The organism is Aeromonas bestiarum, assembly GCF_000819745.1.
Lineage (GTDB): Bacteria > Pseudomonadota > Gammaproteobacteria > Enterobacterales > Aeromonadaceae > Aeromonas > Aeromonas bestiarum.
Genome location: NZ_CDDA01000041.1, coordinates 18,638 through 31,265 on the forward strand (window position 1 = coordinate 18,638; position 12,628 = coordinate 31,265).

10 protein-coding genes are annotated in these 12,628 nt (G+C 63.7%); 2 read left to right on the forward strand and 8 right to left on the reverse strand.

All coding sequences use genetic code 11. The annotated features are described in order from the left end of the window. The coding region (locus BN1118_RS20310) for an amidohydrolase (RefSeq protein WP_043557722.1) at positions 1-1,617 on the reverse strand (1,617 nt) is incomplete at its 3' end. Between the two features lie 177 nt (positions 1,618-1,794). Here BN1118_RS20310 and BN1118_RS20315 point away from each other — a divergent pair. After that, positions 1,795-2,475, forward strand: a complete 681-nt coding sequence (locus tag BN1118_RS20315; RefSeq protein ID WP_043557723.1) for a TetR/AcrR family transcriptional regulator — start codon at positions 1,795-1,797, stop codon at positions 2,473-2,475. 79 nt (positions 2,476-2,554) lie between these two features. Here BN1118_RS20315 and BN1118_RS20320 read toward each other — a convergent pair whose 3' ends face one another. Further along, positions 2,555-3,808 (reverse strand): D-amino acid dehydrogenase, encoded by a 1,254-nt coding sequence (locus BN1118_RS20320; RefSeq protein ID WP_043557724.1) that lies wholly within the window; start codon positions 3,806-3,808, stop codon positions 2,555-2,557. Positions 3,809-4,462: 654 nt separating this feature from the next. Between BN1118_RS20320 and BN1118_RS20325 the strand changes: the two genes are divergently transcribed. Then, entirely contained in the window at positions 4,463-5,848 is a 1,386-nt protein-coding gene (locus BN1118_RS20325) for a tryptophanase (protein ID WP_043557725.1), read from the forward strand. Between the two features lie 110 nt (positions 5,849-5,958). On the opposite strand, the gene pbpG is transcribed toward BN1118_RS20325, so the two are convergent. The 6 genes from pbpG to nrfD all read right to left on the reverse strand — a co-directional run bounded on the left by pbpG (position 5,959) and on the right by nrfD (position 12,619). Then, a complete protein-coding gene (pbpG, locus tag BN1118_RS20330) occupies positions 5,959-6,879 on the reverse strand; it encodes a D-alanyl-D-alanine endopeptidase (RefSeq protein WP_043138942.1) in 921 nt (306 codons plus the stop codon). Between the two features lie 343 nt (positions 6,880-7,222). Then, complete coding sequence (locus BN1118_RS20335; RefSeq protein WP_043557726.1) at positions 7,223-7,678, reverse strand: NUDIX hydrolase; 456 nt, start codon at positions 7,676-7,678, stop codon at positions 7,223-7,225. Positions 7,679-7,854: 176 nt separating this feature from the next. Then, positions 7,855-9,039 (reverse strand): heme lyase NrfEFG subunit NrfF, encoded by a 1,185-nt coding sequence (gene nrfF / locus BN1118_RS20340; protein WP_043557727.1) that lies wholly within the window; start codon positions 9,037-9,039, stop codon positions 7,855-7,857. Beyond that, positions 9,036-9,572, reverse strand: coding sequence for a DsbE family thiol:disulfide interchange protein (locus BN1118_RS20345; RefSeq protein WP_043557728.1), 537 nt, complete (start codon positions 9,570-9,572; stop codon positions 9,036-9,038). The genes nrfF and BN1118_RS20345 overlap by 4 nt, the downstream gene beginning before the upstream one ends. Beyond that, positions 9,569-11,527, reverse strand: coding sequence for a heme lyase NrfEFG subunit NrfE (gene nrfE / locus BN1118_RS20350; protein WP_043557729.1), 1,959 nt, complete (start codon positions 11,525-11,527; stop codon positions 9,569-9,571). Before nrfE ends, BN1118_RS20345 begins: the two co-directional genes overlap by 4 nt. Before the next feature lie 138 nt (positions 11,528-11,665). Beyond that, positions 11,666-12,619: a cytochrome c nitrite reductase subunit NrfD gene (nrfD, locus tag BN1118_RS20355; RefSeq protein ID WP_043557790.1), complete on the reverse strand. Its 954-nt coding sequence runs from the start codon at positions 12,617-12,619 to the stop codon at positions 11,666-11,668. Positions 12,620-12,628: the final 9 nt, after the last annotated feature.

The following is a 12,628-nucleotide window of genomic DNA, read 5'->3' on the forward strand; positions in this document are numbered from 1 at the left end:
GCTGCCCGCCACCAGGATGGCGCCTGCCTTGCGCGCACTTTCCACCGGATAGAGTGCATCGTGCAGATAGCCCAGGGGGTCATACAGCGCCTCGCGCAAGGATTGTCCCGCGCGGGTGGGCTGGATGAAGGGGGTCACCAGCATGTCGTAGGCGAGCTGGGGCGTGGTCCAGGCGTAGGTGAAGGTGAGGTAGAGACCGAGCTCTCCCAGCCTTTTCTGATCGTCGGGGTGCACCACCTGCAGGTGAGCCAGGGTATGGGGGATCCCCTTGTCACCGTTGCTGGCGCGGGCGGCTTGCAGTGCATCCAGCGCCATCCGGGTGCTGCGATCGCCGATGCTGTGCATGTGAATGCTGAAACCGGCCCGATCGAGGGCGGTGACATAGTTTTTCAGGTCGGCGTCCCGGTAGTTGACGATGCCGTTGCTGCCCGCATCCTCGCTATCGGCCGTGATGGTCACCTGCTCGGTGGCGAGATCCATGGCCAGGTGCGGGTTCTGGTAGTTTTCCAGCATGCCCGCATTGGGCAGGAAGGGCGGGGCGGTAAAGGGATCCCCTTCCAGTACGCCATCGAGGAAGATCTTGACCGCATCGGCCTTGATCAGGGGATTGTCGGCAAAGGCGCTTCTGACCTGGCTGGCCTTGGCCAGGTGACCGGCTATGTCCAGTTTGCCGCTGTAGTCATCCTGGTGAAAGCAGGTGGCTGCCGTGATGCGCATGTGCAGCAGCCCAAGCGACTGCATCTTGAGCAGCCGCTGACGGATGAAGTCGGTGGCGCAGGCATCCTGTACGCCCGTGATGCCACGAGAGGCCATCAGGGTAGAGATGGCGGGCAGGATCTTGTCGTACTGGCTGGCGGCCTGCTCATCGCTGGCGCTGAGCACCCCGGTGTCGGGTACCGGTATGGCGCTGCGGGCACCCTCCCGGATCACCCCGCTGGTCAGATCCACGTAGGGAATAAAGGCCTCGAACACCCCGCCCGGTGCCAGGGTCACACTGTTGAAACCCACGGTATTGCCATCCTGATCCTGCGCGCTGGCCAGCGCCTGCGAGTTATAGGCGCTGGCGTGTCCATCGGCCCCGAGCAGCACCACAGGGTTGTCCGGTGCCACTGCGTCCAGGGTGGCCAGCAGGGTAGCGTAGTTCGCAGTCGGGGTATTGCCGTCGTAGGGGGACCACTGATTGACCGCCAGCCACTCCCCCTTGGTGGGGGCGTAGCGAGGCAGACAGGTGCGGATCTTGTCGGCCAGCTGATCCAGCGTGACGCTCTGACCGTCCAGATCGCACATATCCAGCGCCACAGTGCCGAGCAGGTGAATGTGGTTGTCATGCAGGCCGGGCAGCACCATGCGACCCTTCAGATCCACGACCTTGCCATCCTTGCCCTGATAGGCCTCGGCCCCCTGGCGTGAGCCCACGTAGAGGAATTTGCCATCGGCGACCACCATGGCGTCGGCAACCCTGCGTTGCCCGTCCTGAGTGTGAATTGTGCCGTTGAGGTAGAGGGTCCGCTGCGCCTCAGGCCCCGTGCTCTCCTGATTGCAGCCGGTCAGCACGCCGGCCACCAGCAGCAGTGCGGCGCTTGTTGTCAACCTAAAACCTGATTGCTTGCCATCCATATGCCATTACTCTCCCTGGTTATAATGCAGTTTTTACTGCAAATATGAGCACTCTTGTTTATTGCAGCTGTTGGGATAAAAGCCAGCAATTACTGAAAATATTCTTTTTGACTTATATTTTCCTTGTTTCATCATGTAGTTATAAAACCATGCCGCGACCAAGGTGAGGGAGAACCCATGTCAGAACAGCCGTTGCCCGCCGATCTCTGCATGCGGCGCCAACCCAGACAGCAGCGCAGCCAGGAGACGGTCACCCGGATCGAGCAGGCCACCCTGGCCCTGTTGCAGGAGCAGGGCTTTCCGGCGCTCAACACCAACGCCATCGCCACCCGGGCCGGGGTCGGCATCAAGTCGCTCTATCACCTGTTTCCCAACAAGGAGGCCATCATCTGCCGGCTGGCCATGGACTGGCTGGCGGCGGTGTGCGCGGCGCAGGAGGCGATCCGCACCCAGGAGTGCGGCTTGCAGGAGACGCTGTTGCTGCTGGATCAGGCGCTGGACGCGCTGGATGCCCGTTTCGTCGGCTATGGGGCGCTGTGGCAGGCGATGGATCTCATTCCGGCACTGCACGAGGTGGAGCGGGTGCACGAGCGAGGCCAGATTGCCTTCTGGTCGGAGCGACTGCGCCATTTCGGCTGTCGTTGGCCCGAGCCCGCGTTGACGGCGCTGGTGCGTTATTTCTACCGGACGGCGGATGTGGTCAAGCAGAGTGCCAAGGAGCAGGGATCAGAAGGCCAGCGGATGTGGCAGTTGCATCAGCAGTGGCTGGGGCAACTGCTGGCGGCGGCCATTGCCGAGCCCGACCCCGAGCGGGTGTGGCAGGCGGTGCCCAGGCTGCTGACGGATACCGCGAGCTGAGAGGGGGTCGAGAGACGGATGTGAAGAGGGAGTGCCTGGCACTCCCTCTGTCATTTGCGACCTTGTGGCAGCCTCAGCCTCAGCCGTAGCGGGCCAGGGTCAGCCCCTCATCGCTGATGGTGGGCGTGTTGCCGCTGATGAGATCCGCCAGCAGCTGGCCCGAGCCTGCCGCCATGGTCCAGCCCAGGGTGCCGTGGCCTGTGTTGAGCCAGAGCCCAGGCACAGGGCTGGGGCCCACCAGCGGGGTGCCGTCCGGCGTCATGGGCCGCAGCCCGGTCCAGAACTCGGCCTGCTGTATGTCGCCCCCCTCGGGGAAGAGATCCCCCACCACCATGGCCAGGGTGTCGTAGCGTTTCGGGTTGAGCGCCAGGTTGAAACCCGACAGCTCAGCCATGCCGCCGACCCGGATCCGCTCATCGAAGCGGGTGATGGCCACCTTGTAGGTTTCATCCAGTACAGTACTGCGGGGCGCTGCATCACGGTTGGTCATCGGCAGGGTGAGGGAGTAGCCCTTGACCGGGTAGACAGGCAGATCGAGCCCAAGCGGGCGCAGCAAGCCGGTGGCATAGCTGCCCAGCGCACAGACGATGGCATCGGCCTTGAAACGCTGCTCACCGGCCCGCACCGCGACGGCGCGCCCCTGAGCCAGTTCAATCTCGTCGATGGCGCAGTTGAAGACAAATTCCACCCCGAGTTTTTGTGCCTCGGCGGCCAGTGCCTTGGTGAAGCGGAAGCAGTCGCCGGTTTCATCACCCGGCAGGCGCAGGCCGCCCACTATCTTGCCACGTACCCGTGCCAGCGCCGGCTCCACCCCCTCGCAACCGCTGGCATCCAGCGACTGGTAGGGCACGCCGTACTCTTCCAGCACCTCGATATCCCGTTTGCTGGCATCGAGCTGGGTCTCGCTTCGAAACAGCTGCAGGGTGCCGAGCTGGCGTCCCTCGTAATCCAGCGCCAGCTCATCGCGCAGCCCCTTCATGCAGTCGCGGCTGTATTCGGCAAGGCGCACCATGCGCCCCTTGTTGATGGCATAGGCAGCCGGGGTGCAGTTGGCGAACATCTTCAGCATCCAGCGCAGCTGGAACGGATCCGAGGTCGGGCGCACCGTGAAGGGGGCATGTTTTTGCAGCAGCCACTTGGCGGCCTTGAGGGGAATGCCGGGCGCCGCCCAGGGGGAGGCATAACCGGGGGAGATCTGACCGGCGTTGGCATGGCTGGTCTCCAGCGCCACCCCATCCCGTCGCTCCAGCAGGGTCACCTGATGACCCGCCTTGGCCAGATACCAGGCGCTGGCTACGCCAATCACGCCACCACCCAACACCACTATCTTCATCACTCCATCCTTGTCGTCATGCAGGCGCCACCGGCAGATCCTGCTGTTGTTATGAGGGCCTGCCAGCTCCCGTCGCTGCGATTGTTGCTCGCGGACAAGGAGGGGGCCCAGCGCACAGGCCACACGTTATCACCGGCAGCGTGATCGGCAAATCCACCCGTTTGAAAATGTGATTTATCACTACATTAACATTTATAGCCAGATGATAATGACGATTAATCACAATAATGTGATGTTTATGGCTGCAGCGAGATGCGTTGATGGGCGCCTGGGGCTGGATTCACCCCATGATCGTCTGCGCGGCCAAGGTAAGGGGATTGTTAAATTTGTGCGCCCGATCGCAACGGCGATGCATGCCGCTTGTCGCCCCCAGCCGCCCCTGCCTAGAGTTGGTAGCGCATTGCATGGTGCATGCGCGTTTCACAGGCTCGCTCGTGTTAGACCACCACAGGAAAGGATGTGATGACCCGAACTGCTGACGCCCCATCCGGCTGGCCCACCGCCAGTCCCCACACACTGCCCTGGTATCTGCAAGATATAGTGCTGGTGTGCGACTTTCCTCGCCGCTGATCTCCCTGCGTTAACCCCACTTGTTTTCATTTCATATTGGTGACTGTCGCCAGGCGTTCGCGCGGCTGGTGCAAGGAGAAGATCATGCGTCGTATACCCGAACCGTTTCGTATCAAGATGGTCGAGCCCATCAAGCAGACCACAGGCGCCGAGCGCCGCACCGCCCTCGAGGCCGCAGGCTGGAACCCCTTCCTGCTGCTGGCCGAGGATGTCTATATCGACCTGCTGACCGACAGCGGCACGGGTGCCATGTCGGATCGCCAGTGGGCCGGCATCATGATGGGGGACGAAGCCTATGCGGGCAGCCGCAACTTCGTCGAACTGGAGCGCACAGTGCGCGAGTTGTTTGGCTACCAGCATGTGATGCCGACCCACCAGGGGCGCGGGGCCGAGCAGATCCTCTTCCCCGAGCTGGTCAAGCGCTGCCAGGGCAAGGCGCCTGTGTTCATCTCCAACTACCACTTCGATACCACCAAGGCCCATGTGGAGTTGGCCGGGGCGCGGGCCATCAACCTGCTCACCCCCAAGGCCCTCGATACCATGGCCCCTTATGCCTGGAAGGGGGATTTCGATCTGGGCCGTTTGGCTGACACCATAGAGACAGTGGGGGCCGACAACGTGGCCGCTGTCATCATCACTGTCACCTGCAACAGCGCCGGCGGCCAGCCGGTCTCCATGGCCAACATGCAGGCGGTCTCGGCACTGGCCCGCCGCCACCATATTCCTGTGGTGATAGATGCCGCCCGTTTCGCCGAAAACGCCTGGTTTATCAAGGAACGTGACCCGGCTTATGCCAACAGCAGCATCCAGGAGATAGTGCGCCAGATGTTTGCCCTGGGGGACATGTTCACCATGTCGGCCAAGAAGGACGGGCTGGTCAATATCGGGGGGCTGTGCTGCTTCAAGGAGGATCTCGACCTGTTCCGCGCGGTGCAGGTGCGCTGCGTGGCGATGGAGGGGTTCGTCACCTATGGCGGCCTCGCCGGTCGTGACATGGCGGCGCTGGCCATAGGCCTGCGCGAGGGGATGGACGAGGAGTATCTGACCTATCGCATCGGTCAGGTGGCCTATCTGGGCGAGCGGCTGGCCGAGGCGGGTATTCCGATTCAGACCCCCACCGGCGGCCATGCGGTCTTTGTGGATGCGAAGAAGCTGCTGCCCCACATTCCGGGGGAGCAGTTCCCGGCCCATGCCCTGGCCTGCGCGCTCTATCTGGAAGGGGGCGTGCGCGGGGTGGAGATAGGCTCCTTGCTGCTGGGGCGCGATCCCGCCACCGGCAAGCAGGAGGCGGCGGACTTTGAGCTGTTGCGCCTCACCATTCCGCGCCGGGTCTACACCCGGGATCACATGGACTATGTGGCCGACTGCCTCATTGCGGTCAAGGCGCGGGCCAGCGAGATCCGTGGTCTCACCTTCGACTACGAGCCGCCGTTGCTGCGCCACTTCACCGCGCGGCTCAAGCCGGTCTGACCGGCTACCGGACTGCCGCTGCAGCCAAGTGGCCTGGCTACAACAAGACCCAATGAAAAAGCCCCCGCACCTTGGTGCGGGGGCTTTTTAACGTGTGCGTCTGAAGCGGATTACTGGCTGCTGAACAGCTTGGTCTGGGGGCTGGACTGGGCGGTCAGGCTCATGCGGCCCGAGGTCTCCAGCCAGGACTTGATCCGCTTGGCATCCGCCACCCGGGAGTTGGGGGTATCGGCATTGAGCAGCACCAGGATCACCGGCTCGCGGTTGATCTGGGTTGCCATCACCAGGCAGCGACCCGCCTCGCGAATGTAGCCCGTCTTGGAGAGGGTGACAGGCCAGCTGCCTTCACGTACCAGACGGTTGGAGTTGAGGTAGTGCAACTGGCGCTTGCCGTTGCGCACCATGCGCTCCTCGGTGGACGAGTACTGGCGAATGAGTGGGTAGGCAGAAGCCGCCGCCACCAGCTTGGCCAGATCATGGGCGCTGGAGACGTTGCGCGGGGTGAGGCCAGTGCTGTCCGCGAACTGGGTGCTCCACATGCCGAGCATGCGGGCCTTGGCATTCATCGCCTCGACAAAGGCGCGCTGGCCACCCGGGTAATTTCTGGCCAGGGCGGAGGCTGCGCGGTTTTCTGACGACATCAGGGCTATGTGCAGCATGTCGGCCCGGCTCAGACGCGATCCGACCGCCAGCCGCGAGCCCGTGCCCTTGAGGCGATCCACGTCGGCCATGGTGACGGTCAGCGTCTCGGAGAGGCGCTGATTGGCATCGAGCACCACCAGCGCCGTCATCAGCTTGGTGATGGAGGCGATGGGCATGACCCGGTTGGCGTTGCGCTCGGACAGCACCTCGCCGGTGCGCGGATTGGCCACCACGAAGGCGGCCGAACTCAGGGCCAGATCGTTGCGTTGTTCCAGAAAGCTGTTGGGGGAGTGGGACTGGGCTGAAAACGGATTGGCCTGGGCGCTCTCCATGCTGACGGGAACGAGGAAGGCACCGAGCAACAGGGTAAGAAAAGGGCGAATAATCATGATTTGACGCTACCGTACGACTGACAGGGACATTTGGGTAAGTTATATGACGGTAATTGACGCTTCACAACGTCTAATGGCCTGATATTTCAATTTTATGGGATCTTGCGCCTTGAAATGCCCATGTTGACGGCCAAATGGCGACCCGATCCGGGAAATACCCAGCCATGAGCGAGTCTGATGGTCGTCAGCTTCACCCGTCATGGTGGCGCACTATATGCCTGTTATGGCCATGGGTTACCACTCTTTTTACGTCTTATTGCGCCTTCGGGGGCTTAACGGCCCGTTAATCCCCCTTGCCGTGGCGCAGGCGGCGCCCCCTGCGTTGAGAGATCCTGCATTTTCAGGCCCCTGTCGCCACTCGCATCAGCGCCGAGGGAGTGCGCTCGATAAAATAGTGCCAGACATGGTCATAGAGCGCCTGCTGGCCGGGGAAACTCACCAGTCCCTTGGCCTCGGCCAGGGTGCACCAGCGATATTCGGTGTGCTCGTCATTGAGCCGCACCGGCTGGTTGGGTGGGCAATAGACCACAAAGACGGGCACCATCATCACGGTATTGGTGGCCGCCTCGTAAAACTGTTCCAGATATTGGCCGTTATAGAGCTCGGTGACGGCGATGCCTGTCTCCTCGCCAAACTCGCGCATTATGGTCTGCCAGCCGGTTTCACCCGCCTCGACCGTGCCAGCCACATGGCACCAGAAGCCGCCCTTGACCCGCTTCATCAGCAGTATTTTTATCTGGCCGTCGATTTCCGATAACGCGACACCGGAGACGGCGTGACAGCGAATGGGGATCATGTGTGCACCTTGTCGTTGCTGGCTAAGGGTCTGCATTATGGCGCAGAGAATAGACCATGAATATCCGTTATCGCCTGTGATAGGGCGGCGTGGATCGGCCGCCGGTATGGGCGGCCTCTGGATAGAAGATGGCGATCCGTCCGGCGAGGGGCCGCCGGGCCATCTGCCATGGCTCGTTATCCCCCCATGATGCGGGCGGTCTGAATGGCCTGGATCAGGGCGGCGCGGTTGATGCGGGGGCGCTCCTCGTCCAGCAGCCGTTGCCAGAGGGCGATGGCCTGAGAGTAGCGGCCGTGCAGGAAGTGATCGGCGGCGAGCAGCATCAGGGCGCTCACTTCCCCCTTGTCCAGTGCCAGGGCGGCGTCGAGCAGGTGGCGCGCCTCCGGGGTGAGTTGCTGGCCCGCCTGGTAGTAGCGCACCGTAGCCTGGGCGGCCAGGGTGGCGGCGCTGGCGCCCCCTTCCAGCAGGGCCAGGCGCTGATAGGCGAGCCAGGCATCCTCGTATTCGTCCCGATACAGATACAACTGGCCGAGCTCGGCCCAGCCATCGAGATCCTGGGCGTTGCTTTGCAGCCGCAGGTGCAGGGCGCCCAGCTCCTTGTCCTGCAGATCCCGGGGGCTCAATCCCGCCAGGGGATCGGGTCTATCCTGATACGCCTGCCATGCCTGATAGCGGCCTGTGCCGGCATAGACGCCAGCGATCAGCGCCAGCAGCAGGGCGCCAAGCAGCAGCCAGGGCTGGGGGCGGCTTGCGGTATGCGAGCTGGCCACCCGGGTGCGCAAGGCCTGCTCGGTGGCCGGGGTGGTATTGGCGAGGCGGGCCAGTGCCAGCTCCCGATAGAGGCGGCTGTGGGGGGCGAGTCCGGCCTGCTGCTCGGCCATGATGCGCCGGTTCAGCTCGGCCCTGGGATCCTGGGTGAGCGCCCCCTCGGCTCTGTCGCCGATAAGTGGCACCCGTGCCGGTTGCCGGCGCTGCAGGCTCCTGCGCAGGCGAGCAAGCGCCAGCAACAAGAGCAGGGCTGGCCCCCCCCATAGCGGCGCCGTGCTGGCCTTGAAGGGGGGATCGTAGCGCACGAAGTCGCCGAAGCGGCTGGTCATGCGGGCGATCACCTGTTCGTCGCTCTGCCCCTCATCCACCCAGCGGTAGACTTCGAGCCGCAGATCCCGGGCTATGGGGGAGTTGGACTCCACCAGGTTCTGGTTCTGGCACTGGGGGCAGCGCAGGGCGCGGGCGAGATCCTGGGCGCGGCTCTGTCTCTCCGGGTGCTGGAACTGATAGGTGTCGACGCCGCTGGCCAGGGCGCCCTGGCTCAGGGGCACGCCGAGTACCAGCAGGGCGCAGAGGATGATGAAGCCCTTCATGGTTTGCCCTCCTGGCGGGCGGCCTTAAGCTTTGGCACAAACTGGCGCTGCCAGATATCCGTGCTCAAGAGACCCGTGTGGCGGGTGAGCAGGGTGCCATCGGCGGCAAACAGATAGGTCTCGGGCGTGCCGTAGACGCCGAGCTCCAGCGCCAACTTGCCGTCTGGATCTGCCAGCACGGCGCGATAAGGGTTGCCTGCCTCCTCAAGCCAGGCGCGGGCAGCATGGCCCTTGTCTCTGTAGTTGAGGCCGTAGAGGGGCACTGTCTTGGCCAGCTCGGCGAGCAGCGGGTGCTCGGCGCGGCAGTTGGGGCACCAGCTGGCCCAGACGTTGAGCACGAAGGGCTCCCCCTTGAGTGCCGCTGTGTGGATGGGGTCGCCGCCAAACAAACTCTCGCTTTGCCAGGCCGGCAAACTGCGGCCCAGGGTCGCTTCATCCTGACTGTAGGGGTTGTTGCCAAGGCCGAGCCAGAGCAGGACGCCGAGGCACAGGGTCAGCAGCAGCGGCATGAAGAGGCGCAGGCGGGCTCTCATGGCGCCTCCTTGGGGAGCAAGCCCGCGACTTGATGTGCAGCGGTCTGCGGTTGGGCTGCCAGCAATGGCTTGCGCCCCAGCAAACGCAGGGCGCCGCCCGCCATCATCAGCAGGCCGCCGAGCCAGATCCAGCGCACCAGCGGCTTGTAGTGCAGCCGCATGGCATAGGCGCCGGGCCCCATCTTCTCGCCAAGCACCACGTAGAGATCGCCAAACAGCCCCCCCTGGATGCCGGGTTCGTTCATGTTCATGGTGCGCACGCTGTAGTGGCGCCGCTCCGGGGTGAGCCTGGCCACCTCCCGGCCATCCTTGTGCACGCTGACAGTGATGCGCTCGGCCGTGTAGTTGGGGCCGATCAGCGGCTCGCTCCCCTCATAGCGAAATTCATGGGCGCCGAGCCGGTAGGGCGTATCCGGACTGAGCACTGTGCCCCCCTCCTGGCTATGGTGGCTCACCTGCGCTATGCCGAGGGCGCATACCGCCACCCCGAGGTGGGCCAGCAGGCTGCCGAGCCGGCTGGCACTCAGGTCGCGAGTCTTGAATGAGACATTGAGCAGCAGGCTCGCGATGAGCCAGAGGCTCACCATGTTGGCGATCAGGCTGCTCCAGGCGAGGGTTCCCTGCTCGCGATAACTGAGGCTGAGCAGGCCCCCCCCCAGCAGGCCGAGCAGGGGCGGCAGCAGCATCCGCAGGCGGGAAGATGCCATCAGCCCCTGCCAGCGCAGGCGCGGGATCTGGGTCATGAGTACCATCAGCACCAGCGCCAGCGGCACGAAAACAGCGTTGAAATAGGGGGCACCGACCGAGAGTGATCCCAGGTGCAGCGACTGGAACACCATGGGGTAGAAGGTGCCGAGCAGCACGCAGGCGCAGGCCACCGACAGCAGCAGTATGGTGGCGCCCAGCAGCCCCTCTTTTGACAGTAAGCCGAAGCGGGCGTAGGGGGCGCGGGTATCGGCCCGCAGCGCGAACAGGGTGAGGGCGCAGGTCAATAGCAGACCGAGCAGCAGCAGCAGGGTGAGACCGCGATTGGGATCCACCGCGAAGGCGTGCACCGAGGTGAGCACCCCGGAGCGCACTACAAAGGTGCCGAGCATGCTCAGCGAGAAGGTGAAGATGGAGAGCAGCAAGACGCCGTGACCGTAGGCCCCACGCTTCTCGCAGACCACGAGGGCATGCAGCAGGGCTGTGCCGAGCAGCCAGGGCAACAGGGAGGCATTTTCCACCGGATCCCAGAACCACCAGCCACCCCAGCCGAGCTCGTAATAGGCCCACCAGGAGCCGAGTACTATGCCGGCGGTGAGAAACACCCAGGAGCCGAGCGCCCAGGGGCGGCTCCAGTGGGCCACGGCGCCGTCCAGTCGGCCCGAGTGCAGCGCCGCCATGGCGAAGGCGAAGTTGACCGCAAAGCCGACGTAGCCGAGATAGAGCAGGGGCGGGTGTATGATGAGGCCGATATCCTGCAGCATGGGATTGAGATCGCGCCCCTCCAGCGGCCCCGGAAAGGCGCGATCGAACGGGCTGGAGAAGATCAGGGTATAGAGGCCGAACAGCCCCAAGATCAGTCCCATGATGGCCAATACCCGGATGCGGATCAATGGATCGACCCGTGTCGAACAGATCGCCACCAGGGCGCCCCACAGCCCCAGCGCAAACACGAAGAACAGCATGGAGCCCTCGTGGCCGCCCCAGACTGCCGCCAGCTTGAAACCCATGGGCAGGGCGCTGTTGGCGTGCTGGGCCACATAGACCAGGGTGAAGTCATCGAGCCCAAAACAGCTGGCGAGCAGCAGCAGGGCGGTCCCGAGCAGAGCGGCATTGAGCAGCGCCAGCGGCTTGGCACAGCCCAACAGAGCCGGGGAGGCGAGCCGCAGCCCCAGCCAGGGCAGGGTGCCTTGCAGCAGGGAGAGCGCCGTTGCCAGCAACAGTGAGAGATAGCCGAGCTCAGCCAGCACACAACCTCCGGTTCTACTTATTTGTTCATGTTATGCCGCAGCGTCCGCATCGGGCCGGCGCTGGGGCATAACATCCACAGACTCGACAACAAACAAGCGCCAGTCGCCCGAGGGCGGCTGGCGCTTGTGACCTGTTTCTTATACCACCGTCATTTGGCCGGCATAGAGCACGAAGTAGCGCAGCAGCAGTATCCCCATCAGGGTCAGGCTGCAGACCAGCACCAGATAGCCGCTCTTTGCCCGCAGGGGCGCCGGTGCCAACAGGCCGACCAGCTGGGGCAGCAGCATGCCGATGCCCACCACCCCGAGCCAGAACACCTGGGCCCAGAAGCCGCCGCCGATGGCCGCCCACATGGCCACCTCCTTCTGGCCGCCACCGAAATAGAGACCGGTAAAGAAGCAGACCAGCAGCAGCACCTCCACCGCCAGCACCGGCCGCTCGAAGCGATGCACGAAGCTCACCCCCAGGCTGTGGTGGTTCTCCTTGAACAGGGTGACCGCCAGCAAGATGGTGGAGGCGATGCCGGAGCTGATGCCGGAGACCAGAAACAGCACAGGCAGCACAGGGTTGTTCAGCAGCGGATAGGTCTTGAGCGCCGAGAGCAGAAAGCCGGTGTAGGCCCCCAGTAGCACGGCGAGCAGCAGCAACAGCGGTGCCAACAGCTGCTCGAAGCGTGCCAGCAGGGCGATCAGCCCATCCACAAAGGCGAACTTCTCTTTCAGCAGGTGACTGCGCAAGGTCTCGATCTCGGCCCGAAACACCACCGCCAGCCAGGCGAACAGCACCGCCATATAGACTTGGAACAGCATGACCCCCATCGACATCACTGAGTCGAACTGGTAGTGGAACATCAGCTTCCAGAAGGTCCAGGGGCGGGCCAGGTGGAAGATAAGGATCAGTAACCCCAGAACCACGCTCACCGGCGCCAGAATGGCGGTCGCCTTGATGATGCCGCTCTCGCTGCCGGCCCCTTTGCGGCGCAATAGCACCGAGAGGCTGGTGGCCCCGGCGGAGATACCGAGCAGGAACAGATAGATGGCGATGGGCCAGTCCCAGACAAGGGAAGGGAAGTGAAATGCGTCATGCCACATGGTCATTCC